Annotated in this window: 19 protein-coding genes; 5 read left to right on the forward strand and 14 right to left on the reverse strand. The window is 45.0% G+C overall.

Translation table 11 applies throughout. The features are described 5' to 3' along the window. Positions 1–288 precede the first annotated feature (288 nt). Positions 289–1,302: an alcohol dehydrogenase AdhP gene (gene adhP, locus J3U75_RS06890; RefSeq protein WP_100139844.1), complete on the forward strand. Its 1,014-nt coding sequence runs from the start codon at positions 289–291 to the stop codon at positions 1,300–1,302. Positions 1,303–1,366: 64 nt separating this feature from the next. Here the strand turns inward: adhP and nagZ are convergent, their stop codons facing one another. The 11 genes from nagZ to J3U75_RS06945 form a co-directional block, all read right to left on the reverse strand. Further along, complete coding sequence (nagZ, locus tag J3U75_RS06895) at positions 1,367–2,464, reverse strand: beta-N-acetylhexosaminidase (protein ID WP_267391210.1); 1,098 nt, start codon at positions 2,462–2,464, stop codon at positions 1,367–1,369. Between the two features lie 175 nt (positions 2,465–2,639). Further along, positions 2,640–4,115 carry a DegQ family serine endoprotease gene (locus tag J3U75_RS06900; protein ID WP_370387874.1) on the reverse strand — a complete coding sequence of 492 codons (1,476 nt, stop codon included), beginning with the start codon at positions 4,113–4,115 and terminating at the stop codon, positions 2,640–2,642. Positions 4,116–4,195: 80 nt separating this feature from the next. After that, on the reverse strand, positions 4,196–4,837 hold the full coding sequence (gene nth / locus J3U75_RS06905; RefSeq protein ID WP_267391212.1) for an endonuclease III: 642 nt from the start codon (positions 4,835–4,837) through the stop codon (positions 4,196–4,198). Then, entirely contained in the window at positions 4,834–5,502 is a 669-nt protein-coding gene (locus tag J3U75_RS06910; protein ID WP_267391213.1) for a thermonuclease family protein, read from the reverse strand. Before J3U75_RS06910 ends, nth begins: the two co-directional genes overlap by 4 nt. A 162-nt stretch (positions 5,503–5,664) precedes the next feature. Further along, on the reverse strand, positions 5,665–6,333 hold the full coding sequence (gene rpiA / locus J3U75_RS06915) for a ribose-5-phosphate isomerase RpiA (RefSeq protein ID WP_100139840.1): 669 nt from the start codon (positions 6,331–6,333) through the stop codon (positions 5,665–5,667). Between the two features lie 81 nt (positions 6,334–6,414). After that, complete coding sequence (ispF, locus tag J3U75_RS06920; protein ID WP_267391215.1) at positions 6,415–6,897, reverse strand: 2-C-methyl-D-erythritol 2,4-cyclodiphosphate synthase; 483 nt, start codon at positions 6,895–6,897, stop codon at positions 6,415–6,417. After that, positions 6,894–7,601, reverse strand: coding sequence for a 2-C-methyl-D-erythritol 4-phosphate cytidylyltransferase (gene ispD / locus J3U75_RS06925; RefSeq protein WP_267391216.1), 708 nt, complete (start codon positions 7,599–7,601; stop codon positions 6,894–6,896). Before ispD ends, ispF begins: the two co-directional genes overlap by 4 nt. Beyond that, positions 7,598–8,335, reverse strand: a complete 738-nt coding sequence (gene dnaQ / locus J3U75_RS06930; protein ID WP_267391217.1) for a DNA polymerase III subunit epsilon — start codon at positions 8,333–8,335, stop codon at positions 7,598–7,600. The genes ispD and dnaQ overlap by 4 nt, the downstream gene beginning before the upstream one ends. A 592-nt stretch (positions 8,336–8,927) precedes the next feature. Further along, the gene (locus tag J3U75_RS06935; RefSeq protein ID WP_323811357.1) at positions 8,928–10,319 is read right to left on the reverse strand and encodes a TolC family protein; all 1,392 of its coding nucleotides are present in this window, start codon (positions 10,317–10,319) and stop codon (positions 8,928–8,930) included. Between the two features lie 96 nt (positions 10,320–10,415). Next, positions 10,416–12,353, reverse strand: a complete 1,938-nt coding sequence (locus J3U75_RS06940) for a MacB family efflux pump subunit (protein WP_267391218.1) — start codon at positions 12,351–12,353, stop codon at positions 10,416–10,418. Positions 12,354–12,356: 3 nt separating this feature from the next. Then, a complete protein-coding gene (locus tag J3U75_RS06945; protein ID WP_373880601.1) occupies positions 12,357–13,553 on the reverse strand; it encodes an efflux RND transporter periplasmic adaptor subunit in 1,197 nt (398 codons plus the stop codon). A 365-nt stretch (positions 13,554–13,918) separates the two neighbouring features. Between J3U75_RS06945 and coaD the strand changes: the two genes are divergently transcribed. Further along, positions 13,919–14,434 (forward strand): pantetheine-phosphate adenylyltransferase, encoded by a 516-nt coding sequence (coaD, locus tag J3U75_RS06950; RefSeq protein WP_100139835.1) that lies wholly within the window; start codon positions 13,919–13,921, stop codon positions 14,432–14,434. 101 nt (positions 14,435–14,535) lie between these two features. Here coaD and J3U75_RS06955 read toward each other — a convergent pair whose 3' ends face one another. Together J3U75_RS06955 and J3U75_RS06960 are read right to left on the reverse strand one after the other, a co-directional pair. Next, complete coding sequence (locus J3U75_RS06955) at positions 14,536–14,781, reverse strand: hypothetical protein (RefSeq protein WP_267391220.1); 246 nt, start codon at positions 14,779–14,781, stop codon at positions 14,536–14,538. A 603-nt stretch (positions 14,782–15,384) separates the two neighbouring features. Continuing rightward, positions 15,385–16,278, reverse strand: coding sequence for a LysR substrate-binding domain-containing protein (locus J3U75_RS06960; RefSeq protein ID WP_267391221.1), 894 nt, complete (start codon positions 16,276–16,278; stop codon positions 15,385–15,387). 102 nt (positions 16,279–16,380) lie between these two features. Between J3U75_RS06960 and J3U75_RS06965 the strand changes: the two genes are divergently transcribed. The 3 genes from J3U75_RS06965 (at position 16,381) to J3U75_RS06975 (ending at position 19,061) form a co-directional block, all read left to right on the forward strand. Continuing rightward, the gene (locus tag J3U75_RS06965; RefSeq protein ID WP_100156343.1) at positions 16,381–16,785 is read left to right on the forward strand and encodes a CidA/LrgA family protein; all 405 of its coding nucleotides are present in this window, start codon (positions 16,381–16,383) and stop codon (positions 16,783–16,785) included. Between the two features lie 37 nt (positions 16,786–16,822). After that, positions 16,823–17,512 carry an LrgB family protein gene (locus J3U75_RS06970; RefSeq protein WP_100139832.1) on the forward strand — a complete coding sequence of 230 codons (690 nt, stop codon included), beginning with the start codon at positions 16,823–16,825 and terminating at the stop codon, positions 17,510–17,512. A 178-nt stretch (positions 17,513–17,690) separates the two neighbouring features. Continuing rightward, on the forward strand, positions 17,691–19,061 hold the full coding sequence (locus J3U75_RS06975; protein WP_267391222.1) for an NAD-dependent succinate-semialdehyde dehydrogenase: 1,371 nt from the start codon (positions 17,691–17,693) through the stop codon (positions 19,059–19,061). 101 nt (positions 19,062–19,162) lie between these two features. Here the strand turns inward: J3U75_RS06975 and J3U75_RS06980 are convergent, their stop codons facing one another. Then, positions 19,163–19,645, reverse strand: coding sequence for a hypothetical protein (locus tag J3U75_RS06980; RefSeq protein ID WP_267391223.1), 483 nt, complete (start codon positions 19,643–19,645; stop codon positions 19,163–19,165). Between the last annotated feature and the right edge of the window lie 10 nt (positions 19,646–19,655).

Consider the following 19,655-nt stretch of genomic DNA (forward strand, 5'->3'; position numbering starts at 1 on the left):
TTTAGAGTTACAATTATTTAAGTTTTACTGCTGGTATTGCAAGGGAGCATCTGTCAGAATCTCTGCCAGAGAATTTATACGTTAGTCCTGATTCAGGCGGCAATTAGTCGGTGTGAAAGGGAAATTCACGCTGTTAATTAATTTGATTGTCATTTTCATTCAGGATGATGCTGACGCTGGTATTGATTCTATTTGGTGATTGATTTTTTAGGTTCTACCGGTCTAACTTCTGACAACAGAAACTAACAGGCCAAACACTTCTTCTTTACTGAATGAAAAGGGTTCATTATGAAAGCAGCCGTAGTAACAAAAGACAAAAAAGTGGCCATTCAGGACAAAGCTGTCCGTCCGCTGAAAGCCAATGAAGCATTGCTGAAAATGGAATGTTGCGGGGTTTGTCACACTGATTTGCATGTAAAAAATGCGGATTTTGGTGATGTGACCGGTGTGACGTTAGGACATGAAGGCATTGGTGTGGTTACTGCTGTCGGTGAAGATGTCACTTCGCTGAAGGTAGGCGATCGTGCCAGTGTGGCCTGGTTTTTTGAGGGCTGTGGACATTGCGAATACTGCAATAGTGGCCGTGAAACATTCTGTCGTGAAGTTAAGAACGCCGGCTATACTGTAGACGGTGGTATGGCAGAAGAATGTATCGTGGTAGCCGACTATGCAGTTAAGGTACCGGATGGTCTGAGTTCTGAAGCGGCCAGCAGTATTACCTGTGCCGGTGTGACCACTTACAAGGCTATTAAAGTATCTCATATTCAACCTGGCCAGTGGATTGCGATTTATGGTTTAGGCGGTCTGGGCAATCTGGCTTTGCAATATGCTAAGAATGTATTTAATGCCAAAGTGATTGCTATTGATGTGAATGAAAAACAACTTGAATTGGCTCGCGAGATGGGTGCGGATATGACCCTGAATCCGGCTAAGGAAAAAGTTGAAGATATCATTCAGGAAAAAGTAGGCGGTGCATATGCTGCGGTGGTGACTGCTGTGGCTAAATCTGCGTTTAATTCAGCCGTTGCTGCTGTACGCGCTGGCGGACGCATTGTGGCAGTAGCTCTGCCTGTAGACACAATGGATTTGAATATTCCGCGTCTGGTACTTGATGGTATTGAGGTAGTGGGCTCACTGGTGGGTACACGTGAAGACTTGCGTGAAGCATTCCAGTTTGGTGCTGAAGGTAAAGTGGTACCAAAAGTAACCATGCGTCCGCTGGAAGACATCAATGATATTTTTGATGAAATGGCCGCAGGTAAGTTTACTGGCCGAATGGTGATTGATTTTAAAAATGCCTGATTGAGGCAAAGTGATAAAAAAGCCATAGTTTGACTATGGCTTTTTTGTTATCGAATGAGCAAAACTAACAGGCTTCGCCAACTTGCACGCCGTTTAGGATATCTTGCGCGGAAGCGAGACTGGCAACCAGCTGTTGCGCTGACTGAAACTCTGGCGTCTGCATGATGGCTTTGTAATCTGCCACATTCCCTTTACCGGCAATCATTTGCCAGCGTTGTGCCAGCCGGCTATTTTCTGTCCACTGAAAATCGTTTAACAAAGTATCTACCCAATCTGGTTTGTTGCAGACCAGTGCGATATCACAGCCGGCAGCAAAAGCATGAGCTGCACGCTGGCGAATATTTCCTGCAATGCTGGCACCCTCCATGGTTAAATCATCTGAAAAAATCACACCATCAAAGTGCATTTTGTCTCTTAGCACACCTTGCAGCCATAGTGTGGAAAAACCAGCCGGTTCGGTAGGGTCAACTTTAGGATAAACCACGTGTGCCGGCATCAGTGCTGGCATGCCATGATGAATCAAATCGTTAAACGGCTGAATATCATCAGCCCATAATTCATCCCAATTACGGTTGTCCTGAGGAAGAGTCAAATGGCTATCTCCGCTGGCGGCACCGTGTCCGGGAAAATGTTTGCCGCAAGTAGCCATGCCGCCACGAGCCAGGCCACGCTGTAAAGCAAGTGCCAGAAAGCTGACAACAGCTGGTTGCTGATGAAAGCTGCGGTTACCAATCACTGCACATTCGCCCCAGTCTAGATCCAATACCGGTGTAAATGATAAATCGATACCACAAGCGCGTAATTCTGTGGCCAGTACCCAGCCTACTGTTTCAGCCATTTTATCAGCCATGGCCGCGCCATGCTGTTCCCAGCACTGCCCCAGTGTCCGCATCGCCGGCAAACGAGTAAATTCCGGAATAAAACGCTGTACCCGCCCCCCTTCATGGTCAACTGCAACGATGAGCTCGGGTGTGCGTAGGGCTTTAATTTCGGCTACAAGTGCAGTGAGCTGTGCACGAGACTGATAATTACGCCGGAATAGAATCACGCCACCAATGGCGGGATGGCTTAAACGTCTGCGTTCTACTTCGCTCAGATGAAAAGCTTCCACATCGGCCATAATCGGGCCGCGTGCTGTTACCGGAGGTTGTGCTGACAACATAGAATGATTCCAGAAACTTTAATAATTGAATTAGTAGCTTTGACAAAATTTAAAATGATGGGACAACATAATGAATCCGGTCTGAACACAAAAGTCAGTCGATAGATTATTTTACGCCTGTATACACACTGAATGGACAAGTCGGTTTACCCCGCCAAATATTTTTAATGTACTTTTAGGGCAGTATCAAAGCGATATACAAAGTATTATTGGCTCGCCGGATGAGTAAAGGGACACTTTTTCCGCTTTCCTGTACTGCCTGCTCGAAATCCTTCTCATTGTGTACCAATTTTGAACCAACAGCGACAATGACATCCCCGCGACGTAAATCAACCTGTGCAGCTAATTTGCTAACATCTTCAATCACCAGCCCTTTACTGCTTGCACGCAGCTCCAGACCAAGGTGTTGTTCTAAAAAATTATCACCGTCAGTAGGCATAATGTCGCTGGCTGCACTAGATGGAGCACTGATGGCTGGTGACATATTATCCAGTGTTACCTTAATATCCTGTTTTCGGCCTTTACGCCATATCCCGAGAATAATTTGTTTTCCAGGCGGCAGCAGTCCGACTCTGACCGGTAAATCACTGGAGGTTTCTAGTTCTTCTCCATTAACACTTTCAACAATGTCACCGGGTTGCAGACCTGATCTGGCTGCTGGTCCGCCGGCTACTACCTGTGTAATCAGCGCGCCATTAGCCTTATTGAGCCCAAAAGATTTGGCCAGATTGTAGTTCACTTCCTGAATAACCACACCCAGACGTCCGCGCTGTACTTTACCGGTGGTTTTTAGCTGTTCAGCCACATTCATGGCTACATCTATCGGAATGGCAAAAGAGATGCCCATAAAGCCGCCGCTGCGACTGTATATCTGGGAATTGATGCCAACTACCTGACCTTTTAGGTTAAATAGGGGACCACCTGAATTGCCCGGATTAATGGCTACATCTGTTTGAATAAATGGGGTGTAGTTCTCTTCTGGCAGGCTACGCCCTTTGGCAGAAACGATACCGGCAGTGACACTGTTGTCAAAACCGAATGGTGCACCAATAGCCGCTACCCACTCTCCAACTTTCAATTCTTTCGGATTGCCAGGCTGCACAACTGGCAAATTATCCGCATTGATTTTCAATAAAGCCACGTCAGACTGAGGATCTGCACCAATCAATTTTGCCTGAAATTCCCGTTTATCGTTTAGCAAAACTTTAATGTTGTTCATGCCATTGACAACATGTGTATTGGTGAGAATATAGCCATCCTTACTAATGAAAAAACCTGAGCCGAAATTGTATTCATCATCATTTGTCTGCGGCGTCTGAGGCACATTAGGTAACAGATGTTTGAAATATTCGTAAAACGGGTCATTATCGGGCAGCGTATCGGAGCTGCTTTCAATGTCACCGTCAAGGCTGCGGTTATCTCGGGTGGCCTGTATGTTTACCACGGCGGGACCCTGCTGGTCTACCAGCCGAGTAAAATCAGGCAACAGCATGGCTACCTGATTGCTGTTACCATCAGTGCCGGCAGGTATTTCTTTTACAAAACCCTGATTGGCTGTTTTGCCAAACCAGTGTTCCAGCCGGTCACACCCAGCTGCCGCCAACAACGCTGACAAAATTGCCGTCAACATATATTTGCGATTTATCCGCATCAACTTCCCTATCTTGTTTGTTTTCTTACACAAGCGGTGATCAATAATATTGTAACGAAAAGAGGCGTAAAGTTACTTAATCAGACAGTTAAAGTTGCCTTCGCCGGATATTCGCATAAATCATTTATCAAACAGCGTTCGCAGTCAGGTTTACGTGCTTTACATATGTAACGGCCATGTAAAATAAGCCAGTGGTGGGCATTCAAACGATACTGTTTCGGCACCACTTTCATTAATTTATCTTCTACTTCGCGTACGGTTTTGCCTGGAGCCAAACCGGTCCGGTTACACACACGAAAAATATGCGTGTCTACAGCAATGGTCGGCTGGCCAAATGCGGTATTCAGCACCACATTGGCTGTTTTACGACCTACACCAGGTAAAGCTTCTAGCTGTTCTCGTGTCTGCGGTACTTCGCCGCCATATTGCTCAACCAGAATTGCGCAGGTTTCCATCACATGTTTGGCTTTGGTTTTATATAAGCCTATGGTGCGAATACAGTCCATTAGCTTATTTTGTCCTAGCGCCAGCATACTCTGAGCAGTGGGTGCCAGCTTAAAAAGCTGCACGGTACATTTGTTAACAGATACATCGGTGGCCTGTGCCGACAGCATGACGGCGATTAATAATTCAAATGGGGTATGATATTGCAGCTCTGTGGTCGGATGCGGACAGGCGGCCTGCAAACGACTGAATATTTCCTCGCGTTTATGTGCATTCATGAAGTTGTTCTATTAGCGGTTTTCTGTTGCTGGCGAAACTGCCAAGGTGCAATAGCACGTGCATTGTGCCACAGACCGAGCCGTTTTTGGCGTGCCTGAAGCTGGGCTTGCTGATAGCGGCTAAAACTCAGCCGATCCTGCTGTTTTTTTGCAATAGAATCGTAATGCCATGCATAGCCTTGCTGTACCATCCATAAATTCATGTCTTCATTGCTCAGCATTATCTGCCCTACTTCGCGCTGATATTGGTCGATAGCCACAACATTCACAGCGACTGTTTTACCTTCAATACGCGTTTTTAAAGCATCTCTACTGGCAATGCCATAGGCCTGTTTGATTTCAGGCGCATCAATACTGGCCAGTCGAATTTTGTGCATATAGCCGTTATTATCTTTAACATGGATGGTATCCCCATCATGTACGCTGTCAACCTGTCCTGTGTAACGTCCTTTGCTCGCCGGTGCATACTTTCTGCCTTTGGCAACGTGCGGCCGACCATTGAAAATATCTTGTACGGAACGCAGAATACTATCTGCTTTCTGTATCTGGTTTTGCAATGGCGCAATTATACTGTCTGGCAACCAAACTTTAGCCAGCGTCAGTACCATCGCCAGCCAGATTAAAATTTTACGCCATTTGCTTACTGCTTTTTGTCTGTTCTGCATTTACCTCTAAAATTACCCCTCAAAAAACCCTACTGTAAGTATCTCAGACTGACAGACATAAAAATCGCCATTAAAACAATTGCAGCCAGCTGCTGGTATTGATAATAGCTGGCTGCACAGAAACAAGTGCAAATATGTTTGTTCACCTCTGCCGCAACTGATTCAGACTTTGGCTGTTAACACCTGAACGCCACTCTGGCAACCTAGCAGCAGCAAATCGGCAGGATGGTGGGTAAACAAACCGTTTTCGACCACACCTGGTATGCCGTTAATAGCATCTTCCAGTTTTATTGGTTCGCTGATATTCAAATTGGCAACGTCAAGAATCTGGTTACCGTTATCAGTTGTAAAGCCTAGACGTAATTCCGGTTCACCGCCGAATTTCAGTAGCCGGCGCGCCACCAGTGAACGGGCATTTGGCATCACTTCCACTGGTACAGGCACATGACCAAGGCGACTAGTATATTTACTTTCGTCGGCAATACAGATAAATTTTTCTGCTGCACTGGCGACAATCTTCTCATTCAACAAAGCGCCACCGCCACCTTTAATCATTTGTAATAAATGATTGATTTCATCGGCTCCATCGATGTATAACGGCAGGCCGTTCACTTCATTCAATGTGACTTCAGGAATACCAAAGCTCTTCAGAGCCGCACTAGTCTGGGCAGATGTGGAAACCGCACCTTTGATTCTTTTTCTGCTTTGCGCCAATGCCTCAATAAAAAAACGTACAGTTGATCCGGTGCCGATGCCCAGATATTCGTTTTCCTGCACATATTCAACCGCTTTTTCTGCGGCCTGACGCTTGAGTTCATCTTGTGCTGCCATACTACTGCTCCTTGTTTATCCTAAATAGATGACAAATTAGTTTGTCTGTATCAAAAAATTATAGCTCAAGCCTGCATTAGATTAAACCGCTGTAAGCAGAACAACTGCCTGTGCCTCAATTGCTTCTTGCCGCCCTAAATAACCAAGTTTTTCATTGGTTTTGCCTTTGATATTAACGGCATCAACCGGCAAATTCAGTACAGCGGCTATATTTTGCCGCATTTGGTCGATGTAAGGGCGCAGTTTAGGCTGCTGGGCAATCACAGTACTGTCTACATTGACTACTTTCCAGCCTGCCGCCTGCACTTGTGCATAAGCCCCGCGTAACAATTCGCGGCTGTCTGCATCTTTATTCACAGCAGCAGTATCTGGATAAAGTTTGCCAATATCACCCAACGCAGCAGCACCTAACAAAGCATCGGTAATCGCATGCAGCAGGGCATCGGCATCTGAATGTCCAAGCAATCCTTTATCAAAAGGGATGCAAACTCCGCCTAATATCAGCGGCCGGCCGGCTACCAACTGATGCACGTCATAGCCCTGCCCGATTCTGATAGATTTCATTCAATGTTATCCTGCTGTAAGAAATAAGTAGCCAGTAAAGCATCTTGTGCACTGGTTAATTTTAGGTTCCGGATATCTCCTGCCACCAGCAGCGGTGCAAGCCCCATGGCCTCTACAGCGGAAGATTCATCAGTTATTACGTCTAAATCTGCCTGATCCAGTGCTGCAGCCAGCATACCTGCACGAAACATCTGCGGCGTCTGAGCCTGCCATAAACCTGCTCTATTGACCGTCCTGCTGACCTGCTGTGCCGGGTCTGCCTGCTTCAATGTATCAGCCACCGGCAGTGCTGATAATCCGCCCACCGGATGATGCTGTACTGCCTTTATTAGGCGTTCAACTGATTCTGTACTAACACAGCAGCGGGCGGCATCATGTACCAGCAGCCAGTCTGTATCCAGAACGGCATAGTGCTGCTGGGCCAGTCTTATGCCATTGCGCACTGTTTGCGCTCGCGTGTCTCCACCACAGCGCAGAATAGCGATATTGGGAGGTAAAGCAGCGGATGGATATATGGTATCGATGTACTCATCTTGTGCCGACACGACAATGAACACTAAATCAATTGCTGGTATTCCGGCTAATCGTGTGACAGTATGTTCGAGCACCGTTCGCCCTACTAAACGGACATACTGTTTTGGGCACTCTGCACCAAAGCGTGCGCCGACACCTGCAGCTGGAATCAGCGCAATACGCCGGCTCATGCAGATTTATCCTCTTGTTGCTGCTGCCACTGCCGCCACGCACATGGTGCACCGACAATTTTATCCAGCGTTTGTAAATATGCTTCGTGTTCCGCCATATCTTCTGCATTGGGTTTGACGACAGGAAGAGCTGTATGTTGTATCTGATATTGGCCACCACCCGCAATACTGGTATCGGTATTACCTGCCATCAGCTCATCCACCAAGCTAAACTGGCTGCGGGTCATGGCCAAATAAACTTCACCAAGAAGCTCGCAGTCTATCAGCGCACCGTGCAGTACGCGCTTGCTGCGATCCACTTCCAGACGGGTACACAGAGCATCGAGTGAATTTTTCTGTCCTGGGTATCTTTCGCGCGCCATTTGCAGAGTATCGGTGATTTTCTCAGTAATGGTTCTGGTAGCGGGCATATTAAGTTTTTTAAATTCCATATCCAGAAAGCTTTCGTCAAAGCCCGCATTATGGATAATGAGTTCTGCTCCGCTAATATAATCAGCTATTTGCTGGGCAACTTCGGCAAAGACTGGAGCTTTCATCTCATGCAGTTTTTCCAATGTGATGCCATGAACTGCCACTGCTTCTTCGGGTATATCACGCTCAGGATTAATATAAAGATGCAGATTATTGCCGGTAAGCCGCCGGTCTATCATTTCTACTCCGGCAAATTCAATCAATCTATCGCCATTACTGGCAGACAGGCCGGTAGTTTCAGTATCGAGAATAATTTGACGCATGCTAATGCTTTAAGCGGCAGAATACCGCAGATTTAAAACAACAATAATACTAAAAAATTCCATTACACGCACAATGCAATTGGCAACCAAAGTCTGTTTTTTATTGAGTATAGCGATTGATTTTAATTTCTGAGCGATTTGTAGACAGAAAGGTCTATTACCTGTTGCCAAGACCTTAAAATTAGATTTAAACCAGCTTTTTGCTCTTTTAGACAATAGACCACAAAGAAATGACTATTTTTATTTTAAATAAAAACAAATATTTACTAAAATATACTAATTATTTTTAGAAATAAAAATAATTATCATTTGCAATTGTAAAACAATTTGTTTATGATGCCCCTATGTTCACGCAACAAAACAAATTTTTCCAAATAAAGTACTGATTTATTTGAATATCCAAACAGATTTACATATAAATTGCTGCTTGCACAACGATTTATATTGGAAGTTAACTATTGGTAGTGGTTTGTGTTCCTTTTTGCGCCCCTTTTTTAGGGGCGATTTTTTTTGCCAGCATCAGGCTCTTCTGAGCAAATTAGGCTAGATTAGCTAATGTAAAATCTGCCGCAACATCGTCAGATTATTCACATTATCGCGGCTGATAACGTCCGGCCATGGCTTGATAAATCAGATTTTCATTTTGTAAAACGTTGTAGCGGCTGTTCAGGACATTCTGTGCAGAAGAATATTGCGTATTCAGCGCATCCAACCAGTCACTGAGCGGATTGGTACCATACTGATAGCGTGCATGGTAGTACCGACTGTTTTTTATATCATACTGATATTTTTGCTCGGAATTGGCTAAGGTATGACGACTAAGGGTGTATTGCTGATAATAACGTTCTACCTCATTTAGCGCCGTTGTCAGTGACTGCTCAAATGTCAATCTAGCGCTGTCAAAATCAGCTTTGGCTTGCTTATTTTGCCAATATAAAGTCTGCCAGTCGAGAAATGGCAGGTTGACGTTAACACTGGCCGTACCAACAGGAAAACGCAAGGCAGAGTTTGCCGAATCTGAACGAGAATTTACTGCCGTACTGAGGCTGATGCTTGGATACCAGCTACGGCGAATGCCTTGCTGGGTAGCATAGGCAGACTGTAGGCGATATTCCGCCGCGCGTAGATCTGGACGATTGGCGAGAACGGATAAAGGTACATCCAGATTCACTTCACTGAATTTAATCTGATTCAAAGGTGTTGGCTGGATATCCGTTGTTTCATTTGGTCGTTGATTAAGTAAATTGTGCAGCGTCTGCACTACGTCGGCACGATTTTGTTGCAGAGAAGTCAGGCTGTTTTCTGCATTCAGTAGAGATTGTTTGGCATTAGTAGCATTAATACTGCTCACTTTACCCACCGCATACTGTGCCTGCGAGATACGAGCAATCTGACGGTATTGCTCGATGCTGTCCTTAGTCAGGCTGATGGCGCCATCGATATAGGCCAAATGAAAATAATTATCCACTACACTGTTAATTAGTGCTAACCGGCTGGCGGCCATATCCTGCTCGCTGGCCTGATAGCGCCAGATAGCGGCATTGGTATTAGCACGGATTTTTTGCCACACATCCAGCTCATAGCTCAGTCCCAGCTGGCCGCTAAAGCTACGGCTGGATGCTCCGCCCTCTTTCAGGTCTTTACTGCTATTGGCACCAAGGGAACCATTGGCTTTAGGAAATAAGTCCGTGCCCGTCAGCCCTGCAGTGTAGCGCGCTTTTTCAGCGGTTATAGCAGCCTGCCGTAAATCAATATTATTTGCCAGTGCTGTAGTAACCAGCTGATTCAATGTAGCATCTTGATAAATTTCCCACCAGTTGCCGTTTACCTGATACTGTGCGGCAATTTCAGCACTGCTGAGCATACCGGCCCGATGTAGGCTCTGCTGCGGATAAGGTGTCTGAGTAGCGCAGGCATTCAGCAACACACTTAAACCTACAATTAAAGCTGCGGAGCTTTTTTTCACAGAAATATTTTTCATCATGATTAATTTTATCTTCTTGGCAGCAGCCATCAATGCATTTATTTAATTACTGCTGCCTATCTCTTTCCGCTACAGAATACTGGACTGTTAATAGGCTTAATCTCGCGACAGGGCATCTATCGGATTTAGCTGTGAAGCACGTTTTGCCGGCATAAACCCGAATAACACACCGATGACGCTGGAACACAAAACCGCCATCACAATCGAAATGGTTGAGAATGACATGGCAAAATCGGTGGCCAGCATGTTAAACAACATACTGATGGCAAAAGAAAACAACACACCTACCAGCCCACCAATCAGACAAATCAGTACAGCCTCTATCAGAAACTGCTCCAAAATATTGTGCTGACGTGCGCCGATGGCCATACGGATACCAATTTCCTTCACCCGTTCTGTTACCGATACCAGCATGATATTCATCACGCCGATACCACCCACCACCAGTGAAATCAAAGCAATACTGGATATCAGCATTGTCATGGTACCGGTAGTACTTTCAATAGTCTGCTTGATGGTGTCGCTATTGCGGGTAAAAAAATCTTCAGTACCGTGGCGGGTTTTAAGTAATTCAATAATGCCCTTTTCCGCAGTCTGGGAATTTACATTGTCTTTGATTTTTACGGTAACAGATGTAATGTATTTAGAACCAGAAATGCGGTTCATCAAGGTGGTATACGGTGTATAAAGCTGTAAACTGTCGGTATCAGCAAATCCATTATTATTAGGTGCAGCTACGCCAATGATGCGCAAAGGGCGCTTATTAAACAAAATTACCTGACCCAACGGATTACTGCCGTCTGCGAAGAGTTTATTTTTGGTGTTGTCATCAATCACCACTACCTGACTATTTTGACTAACATCATCTTCGTTAAACAGGCGGCCAAAAGCAAGTTTGATACCGCGTACATCAAAGTACTGATCTCCCACCCCATAGAGCTGGGCGGAAAGAGACTGATTTTCATAGGTGAGTGTGCCACTGGTGTTGGCGCCAGGAGTAACACTGTCAACATAGTCCTGCTGTTTCAATGCTTCGGCATCGCCTACGGTCAACGTTTTAATCCGCGAAGAACGGCGATCACCATAGCCATAACCTGGATAAACAGACACAGTATTGGTGCCCATGGCATTAATGTTTTCAAGAATTTTTTCCTGCGAACCACGTCCCAGTGCCACAACTGATACTACTGATGCAATACCGATAATAATACCAAGCATAGTAAGAAATGAGCGCATCTTATGCGCCATTATCGCCTGAATTGACATGCGAAACGATTCAAATAGTTGGTCGCGATAAAAAAGCCACGAGTTGCGCTCTTCGATACTTTCGATGCGGCTTGGGGGAATATTCGGATTTTTGCTGTGGTCGGCAATAATGCGTCCGTCGCGGATTTCTATTACGCGGTTGGCATTGGCTGCTATGTTTGGATCGTGGGTCACCATCACAATGGTATGGCCAGCGTCGTGGAGTTTATGCAGGATTTCCATGACATTCTGTCCGCTGCCGGTATCCAGTGCACCGGTGGGCTCATCCGCCAGAATAATTTCCCCGCCGTTCATCAGAGCACGTGCGATACTGACGCGCTGCTGCTGGCCACCAGATAGCTCACTAGGACGATTGGCCTCTTTGCCGGACAGGCCAAGCTGCGCCAGTAATTCATCTGCCCGTTGCAGCCTTTCATCGTGCTCCATACCCGCATATACGGCCGGTAGAGCCACATTTTCACGCGCAGTTAAGGTGCCTAGCAAGTTATAACGCTGAAAAATAAAGCCAAAACTGCGGCGGCGCAGTGCAGCCTGCTCGTCTGCACTCATAGTGGCCGTTTCCACACCGTCAATTTTGTAAGAACCACTGGAAGGCACATCCAGACAGCCGATGATGTTCATCAGTGTGGATTTACCAGAACCAGACTGGCCGATAATGGCAACAAAATCACCTTTTTCGATACTCAGGTTAATATCCTTAAGTACCTGCACGCGGTTTTCACCCTGACCAAACCAGCGGTTGATACCTTTGATTTCCAATAGACTCATGGCTTACATTCTCGGGCCGCGCTTTTTCGGTTCGATGCTGACACCATCTTTAGCTTCAGCTTTGCTCAAAGAGGATAATACGACCTTTTCACCTTCTTTCAGCCCCGATTTCACTTCGGTCCGCATACCATCAGTGATGCCGGTGTGAATCTGTCTTTCCTGTACCTGCTGGTTATCATCGAGTACCTGAACAACTTTTTTGCCGCGACGATGCTTGATGGCCTGATTGGAAACAGTGAGTACATTTCTCACGGCTTTTACAAAAATATTGTTCTGTGTAGTCATGCCAATATGCAGAGCACCGTCATCATTCGGTACCAGTGCACGGGCATAGTAATAGATAGCAGTATCGGTGGTATCGGTACTGGTGTTGTAGCTACCCTGTGACATAGTAGTCAGACCAGGGTCTACGGCATCCAATTTAGCCTGACGCATTTTGCTGTTATCGGCCAGCGTGGTGAATGTCAGATTCATTCCTGCCTTCACCTTGCTCATGTCACCTTCAGCAATCTGCATTTTATTCAGCATTTTGCTTAAGTCAGCTAACTGGACGATAGTTGGTGTGTTCTGGCTAGAGTTGACGGTCTGTCCTTCTTCCACCGGAATGGAAACCACGGTGCCGGCCATCGGCGCGGTAATGCGGGTATAGCCCAAATCTGCTTCTGAGGTATTGATAGCAATCTGAGTTTGGCGAATCTGAGATTTCAGCTCTGCCACATTGGCTCGGGCAGCAGCCAGATTATCCTGTGCATTATCAAAATCCGCTTTGGAAGTTGCATCTTGTCCGATTAAGGCTTGCTCACGTGCAAATGCACGCTGCTTCATTTTTAATGCGATTTCCGCCGATACCAACTGGGCACGATAAGTATCCAGCTTGGCTTTATTGGTATTCAGGGTATTCATCTGGGTGGTGGAATCAATATCGGCAATCAGGTCGCCTTTTTTCACCTGCTGTCCCAGTTTGACATACAACTTTTTAATCTGTCCTGAAGCTTGTGCACCCACATCCACCAGTTGAGCCGCGGCAATTTCACCGGTCGCATTCACTGTCTGGGTAATATCACTGCGACGTACTTCATCAGTCACAAAATTCATCTGATTTTTGGGTTTGAAAAATAGGTTCCACAGGATTGCCGCTAGCAGCAACAAAACCAATAGCCATACTACCCTTTTCACCCATTTTTTTTTCATTTGCTTCATTATCCGTATCACACTTAAGTGTTTTTGCCCTTTTTAATATACCAGCGGCAAAAGATTAAGATTGTAAAGGATGAAAACCATTCTCATCAATATATCTGATGATTAAATATATAAGTCTGCTCCCAAACCTGAACCTGCATGCACTCATTAACCATTATTTACGCTTTTAAGCGTGACGGTGCTGCAGTTACCTTGGCAAGGTGCAGGCTTTGACAAGACACACATAACTGATTAAGCTGCGCAGCTTTGTTTTTGCCGGCATTGAAAAAAAACACCACCGGTTTACAATTAAATTATGAATATCCAGCAATCTGTCGCATTTAATTCAATGAAATAACCCAGAAAGCTGCTTGGAACACACACTAATGACTAATTCGAATGTCCGCCGTGCTGTATATGCCGGCAGTTTTGATCCGCCGACAAATGGCCATTTATGGATGATTCGCGAAGCCCAGCCGTTGTTTGATGAGCTAGTGGTTGCGATTGGCGTGAATCCTGAAAAAGCAACTACCTACACCATAGAAGAGCGTAAGGATATGTTGCGTGCCATTACCGCCAATTTTCCTAATGTGAAAATTTCCAGTTTTCAGAATCAGTATTTGGTTAATTATGCCCGTAGTATTGGCGCCGATTTCATCGTACGCGGTATCCGTACTGCTTCGGATTATGAATATGAGCGTTCGATGCGCCATATCAATCATGATTTACAGCCGGATATTTCTACAGTTTTTCTGATGCCACCGCGAGAGTATGCCGAAGTCTCGTCAACCATGGTAAAAGGTATGGTAGGTCCGCAGAACTGGCAGGCGATGATACGTCGCTATGTACCAGATGCGGTGTATGAAAAAATTATGCAGGATCATTTGTATCAGGAACACTAAACAGTACAGCACATTTAGATTCCGGCTCTGCAACCAGTAAACCAGCCTAGGTTTACTGGTTTTAATGTAATTGTCGGTTTAGTCTATCCACTCGGATTTCTTTAATTTTTGCTATTTGATTGGCTTAATACCGAGCCGGCTAAAGATTTGGTTTCTTCGTTATATTTTGAACTTTTTAAAGCCTTCGATGCAATGGTTTCTATTTTCTTTCCGGTTTGTTTATTGGTACTGGATTGAGCCAAAGCAGAAGCGGCAAGCTCCTTTTGAATTTTGGAAGCATCAGGTTTTTTTAAAGTCTTAGCTGCATTGGATGCTATTGCTGAAGACGTTTTTTTATTTGCAGACATATCATTTTATCTCCATAAGTAATTTAAATATTATTTTCTGAGGTTTTAATAATTTATACCTCAAATTTATTTTAAACTTAATATTTATATTCTGATATATATTTATATTAAATTTGCACTTAAGTTTTAATTAAAAACTTAAAAATCAATCTATCTGTTTTTTCGAAGCAGAAACGTACACAATACGATACATACCCTAATAGGATACATGTATTCAGTAGATGAAGGTGTTAAAGATTTGATATTGACAGCCTGCTCTGTGCATGGCCATATAAAAGTGGCCATTCCTACTCTTCCAGCATTTCTTACACTGATTGCATTTAGAATAGCTACTATTATTTCGGCTTCGTCTTTTAAATCATAGCATGATACGCACACTGCTCTTACCGCTACTGCTTCTGGTAGTAAATATTCAGCTCAGTGCAAAACTTTTAGCCTTATATGTAACTCAGGTTTTCACTTATCGGTATGGCTGCATACAGTATATATTTCTTTTACTGGCTTTTTACTAATGCGCTATTTATGCTCAAGACGAGAGGATGCAGTCTTTCTGTAACGTTTTCTTATCAGACTAATATTAATAAACATTAATTGTAGAAATTGTTATTGTGCGAATTCTTGTCGCACCACATTTAGCCACGCTTTAAGTGCCGGCGTCAGCTTTTTATGGCGTGGCCACGCCATAGATAAACGCCAGTTGATTGTAGGGTCTGTGAGTGGGACGGCTGCAAACACCTTGCTATCAAAATCATCAGTGTAATAGCGTGGCAGTAAAGCAATACCTATTTCTTTCTCTACCATATCTCGCAATAGCTCCCACTGGCTGGTACAGCAAACAACATTCGGTTCAAAGCCCTGATCGCGGCAGGCATTGACAATGCGCTCATATAGAGCAAAACCTCGGCTAAACAGAATAAAAGATTCATCACGCAAGCTGCGCAGCGATATCGATTCGGGAATATTAGCCAGCCTTTTTCGTGGAAACAATACCATCAGCGGGTAATCGCACAAGGGAATGTGGTTAAATTCATCGCTTACCGGTAGCAGCAACTGACCGGCATCCAGCCGGTTATCCAGCAAAGCAGCTTCGATATCGCGGGTACCGGATTCGATAAACGCCAGCTCAATATCTGGACATTGCTGGTGAAAACGGAAGAAAACCGGCGTAAGCAGACGGCTCCCAAGCAGGGACATACCAATGCGCAAGGTACCGGATTTTAATTTGCGGTAATCCGCAACTTCCTGTTGCAAAAGATTGACCTGATTCAGTATCTGCTGCGAACGATCATAGACACGCTGACCAATTTCGGTAGGCTGTACCAGTCGTTTGCGGCCGTTTTCACCTTTATAAAGTAATGCTACATTTAGTTCATTTTCTAATGTATGTATTATTTTGCTTACGCTGGGCTGCGATAAAGCCAGTTTTTCTGCGGTGGCGGAAAAGCTATGATTCTGAACCAAAGCCACCCAGCACTGAAGTGCTTTTATATCAATCATAATTATTCAGAAAAAGAATAATAAAAAACTTATAATTCATATTATGCCTAATAAGGCTTACTATAATTTAGCGCCTGAATTAATGGCATCAGGAAAGCCAATATGAATATCTTACACCTTTGTCCGGCTAACTGCTTGCGTATCTGCAGTCAGATCGGCGTGATTATATTGTTCTGGGTAGCTGGACTCGGTATTGAAAAAGTTACGCATATTCCTCTATCCGCTGGTGTAATCGGTTTATTTCTGCTGTTAGTCCTTTTACAACTAAAAATAATCAAGCTGTCGTGGGTATCCAGTGGAGCACAGGCGCTACTTGGAGAGCTGATGCTGTACTTCATGCCTATTCTGATTGCGGTGGTGCAATATAAAGCACTTTTTATGGCTGAAGGCTGGCAATTGATTGTAAGTATCGTCAGCGGCACCTTTCTGGTGATGAGTAGTACAGCTCTGACGCTGAAATACTGTTACCGCTTGCGACGTGCCTGGATTAAGCGCCGCCATATCTAAAAAACCAATAATCATTTTTCCTGCTTAGAAAACCTATATGAATATCATTGCTGCCGGCTGCTTTATCTGGACCATCGTGCTGTATGCATTGGCCAAAAAATGTTATCGCGCCAAACCCATTATGCTGTTATCCCCTGCTATTACATTTAGTGTCATCACCATTGCGGTGATGCAGTGGCTAAACATTAGCTACGCCGATTACAATCAATACACACGTTATATATCTGGCCTGCTCGGCCCGGCCACAGTGGCTTTTGCCATCCCCATTTACCAATATCGCGAGGTCATGAAGCGGCAGCTACCAATACTCTTGGCGGCCATTATTGTTGGCATGTCTGTTGGTGTCGGCAGTGCTTATCTTATGGCTCGTTTGTTTCATTTTAATCATGAAGTTACTTATAGCCTGATGGCACGGTCAGTTTCCACGCCGTTTGCGATTGAGCTGGCAGATAAAATCCATGGTTCGGCCGCACTGGTATCGGTATTTACCATCATTACTGGATTAGCCGGCATGCTGTTTGGTGACATCACTCTGGCTTTCAGCCGCAGCCGCCTGCATCTTGCTAATGGTGCCGCTTTTGGTAACGCCGCTCATGGCTTCGGTACCTCACGCGCCATTCAACGCAATGCCGATGAAGGGGTGGTTGCCAGTCTCACCATGATATTAGCTGGTTTATTTATGGTGCTGGTCGGCCCGATGCTGGTACGGTTTATTGTGTGGCTGTAAAGTCTAAACCTCACTTTACAAAATATTTACCGCTGCCGTACAATGATTCTCGGCATCTTATTTCTATTCCTTATCACATTAAAGCCGCACTGGTAATTACCAGACGGCACGTTTCTCTTGTCTTATATATTTACAGACAAAACATTCTTAATAGTATATCTATAGGGAGTAGCTACACATGGCATATCAATCTCTCAATCCGTTCACCAACGAACTGACTAAAACTTTCAACAATCACACAGACGCTGAAGTAGAAAACATCCTCACTCAGGCCTATGCGCTGTATCAGTCTGCGTGGTCGCAGCCACAAAACATAAGTGACAGACAGGCTCTTTTACGGCGTCTAGCAGATGTGATGACGCTGCATCAAGAAAAAATTGCTCGAATCATTACTCAGGATATGGGTAAACGTCTGGCCGAAAGTCGAAATGAAGTGGTTAACTGCATTGAAATCGTGCAGTATTATGCCGAACAGGCAGCCGAATTACTCAAACCAGTAGCTTATCCAAGTAAGCTAGGTAAAGGCTGGGTAGAACATCATCCCATCGGAATTATTCTGGCGATTGAACCATGGAATTTTCCAATATATCAATTGATTCGTGTGATTGCACCAGCAATGGCTGTTGGCAATCCAGTGGTCGCCAAACATGCAAGCAATGTGCCGCAATGTGCACAACTGATGGAAGATTTGCTGCATGAAGCCAATGCACCAGCAGGCGCCTATACCAATTTGTTTGTTAACACACAGCAGATTGCCACTATTATTAGCGACAAGCGCGTACAAGGCGTGGCGCTCACCGGTTCTGAAGGTGCCGGCAGCATAGTAGCCGGACAGGCTGGCAGCAAATTGAAAAAAGCCACCATGGAGCTGGGTGGCAATGATGTCTTTGTCGTGACTGAAGATGCAGACGTGGCAGCAGCAGCACATACGGCCGTTGGTGGCCGCCTGTTCAATGCCGGACAAGTATGTATCGCCGCAAAACGATTTATCGTGCATGAACAAGTGGCCGAAGAGTTTATCCGAATTGTCAAAGAAGATTTTGCCAATGTGGTAATGGGAGATCCACTAGATGAACATACCACACTCGCACCGCTATCATCTCGCAAGGGCAAAGAGGACTTGCAGAAACAACTTGATGCAGCTATCAGCCATGGCGCCAAAGTATTATGCGGCAATCAGCCAGCTGAAGGTAACTTCTTTACCCCTACCCTGATTACTGATATCAGCCGCGACAATCCAGCTTATTTTGAAGAATTTTTTGGTCCGGTAGCGCAGCTGTATGTGGTGAAAAATGATGATGAAGCCATCGCTCTGGCCAATGATTCTAATTTTGGGCTGGGCGGTACCGTGTTTTCGAAAGACATCGAACGCGCTAAAAAACTGGCTTCACGTATCGAAACCGGTATGGTGTTCATCAACCGCTTTGGAGATTCAGTGGCTGAGCTGCCATTCGGCGGAGTAAAACGCTCCGGTTTCGGCCGCGAACTGAGCGATCTGGGCATTAAAGAATTCGTAAACCACAAACTGGTGGTAGTTGGTCAAGAATAGATTTTCTTTATTAAAAAAAGCAGTCTGTTATTCAGACTGCTTTTCTTACACTTCATCTATACCATCTTTAGAACACATCAATACCCAACTCAAACAAATATTTATTTTTGGATATTAAAATCCACCTGCTGAGGCAAATTTTTTGGCACAATCAATAATACAAACGGATGCATCTGATAATCAAGCGCGGTACCCTTGTGGATACGTATATCTAATATCAGTTTATCCCGCGTGCGACTGAGTGCCATAGGGGTGATATCAAGCTGCCGCTGCACAATTCCAGCATCATAAACCAGAACATCGTGAGTGTTAAAATCAATCGGTGTTGGCTGACCATTAGGTCCCATAGTTGCAGCCATAGCAAAATAACTTGAAAACTCTGACGCAGTATTGATATGCCTTGGTACCGGCCGGTTGACCGTATTTTTAATAAAATAGTGTCTTGCCTCTTGATAAGGAACGGTAGTAACAGCCTGTGCTTGGGGCACCAAACCTTTTGCCGCTTTTGCTGTAACTCGATGACAGGCACTCAGAAAAGCAGCCACCAACCAAGCCAACATTATGACGTAAACCGTACTGCGCATACCACACCTC

This window comes from Snodgrassella sp. B3088, assembly GCF_026535815.1.
In the GTDB taxonomy this organism is placed as follows: Bacteria; Pseudomonadota; Gammaproteobacteria; order Burkholderiales; family Neisseriaceae; genus Snodgrassella; species Snodgrassella alvi_E.

What these genes read in the sequence shown, in the direction of transcription:
- adhP (WP_100139844.1), top strand. Translation starts at nt 289, where the DNA reads ATGAAAGCAGCCGTAGTAACAAAAGACAAAAAAGTGGCCATTCAGGAC.
- nagZ (WP_267391210.1), bottom strand. Translation starts at nt 2,464, where the DNA reads ATGTTGTCAGCACAACCTCCGGTAACAGCACGCGGCCCGATTATGGCC.
- J3U75_RS06900 (WP_370387874.1), bottom strand. Translation starts at nt 4,115, where the DNA reads ATGCGGATAAATCGCAAATATATGTTGACGGCAATTTTGTCAGCGTTG.
- nth (WP_267391212.1), bottom strand. Translation starts at nt 4,837, where the DNA reads ATGAATGCACATAAACGCGAGGAAATATTCAGTCGTTTGCAGGCCGCC.
- J3U75_RS06910 (WP_267391213.1), bottom strand. Translation starts at nt 5,502, where the DNA reads ATGCAGAACAGACAAAAAGCAGTAAGCAAATGGCGTAAAATTTTAATC.
- rpiA (WP_100139840.1), bottom strand. Translation starts at nt 6,333, where the DNA reads ATGGCAGCACAAGATGAACTCAAGCGTCAGGCCGCAGAAAAAGCGGTT.
- ispF (WP_267391215.1), bottom strand. Translation starts at nt 6,897, where the DNA reads ATGAAATCTATCAGAATCGGGCAGGGCTATGACGTGCATCAGTTGGTA.
- ispD (WP_267391216.1), bottom strand. Translation starts at nt 7,601, where the DNA reads ATGAGCCGGCGTATTGCGCTGATTCCAGCTGCAGGTGTCGGCGCACGC.
- dnaQ (WP_267391217.1), bottom strand. Translation starts at nt 8,335, where the DNA reads ATGCGTCAAATTATTCTCGATACTGAAACTACCGGCCTGTCTGCCAGT.
- J3U75_RS06935 (WP_323811357.1), bottom strand. Translation starts at nt 10,319, where the DNA reads ATGATGAAAAATATTTCTGTGAAAAAAAGCTCCGCAGCTTTAATTGTA.
- J3U75_RS06940 (WP_267391218.1), bottom strand. Translation starts at nt 12,353, where the DNA reads ATGAGTCTATTGGAAATCAAAGGTATCAACCGCTGGTTTGGTCAGGGT.
- J3U75_RS06945 (WP_373880601.1), bottom strand. Translation starts at nt 13,553, where the DNA reads ATGAAGCAAATGAAAAAAAAATGGGTGAAAAGGGTAGTATGGCTATTG.
- coaD (WP_100139835.1), top strand. Translation starts at nt 13,919, where the DNA reads ATGACTAATTCGAATGTCCGCCGTGCTGTATATGCCGGCAGTTTTGAT.
- J3U75_RS06955 (WP_267391220.1), bottom strand. Translation starts at nt 14,781, where the DNA reads ATGTCTGCAAATAAAAAAACGTCTTCAGCAATAGCATCCAATGCAGCT.
- J3U75_RS06960 (WP_267391221.1), bottom strand. Translation starts at nt 16,278, where the DNA reads ATGATTGATATAAAAGCACTTCAGTGCTGGGTGGCTTTGGTTCAGAAT.
- J3U75_RS06965 (WP_100156343.1), top strand. Translation starts at nt 16,381, where the DNA reads ATGAATATCTTACACCTTTGTCCGGCTAACTGCTTGCGTATCTGCAGT.
- J3U75_RS06970 (WP_100139832.1), top strand. Translation starts at nt 16,823, where the DNA reads ATGAATATCATTGCTGCCGGCTGCTTTATCTGGACCATCGTGCTGTAT.
- J3U75_RS06975 (WP_267391222.1), top strand. Translation starts at nt 17,691, where the DNA reads ATGGCATATCAATCTCTCAATCCGTTCACCAACGAACTGACTAAAACT.
- J3U75_RS06980 (WP_267391223.1), bottom strand. Translation starts at nt 19,645, where the DNA reads ATGCGCAGTACGGTTTACGTCATAATGTTGGCTTGGTTGGTGGCTGCT.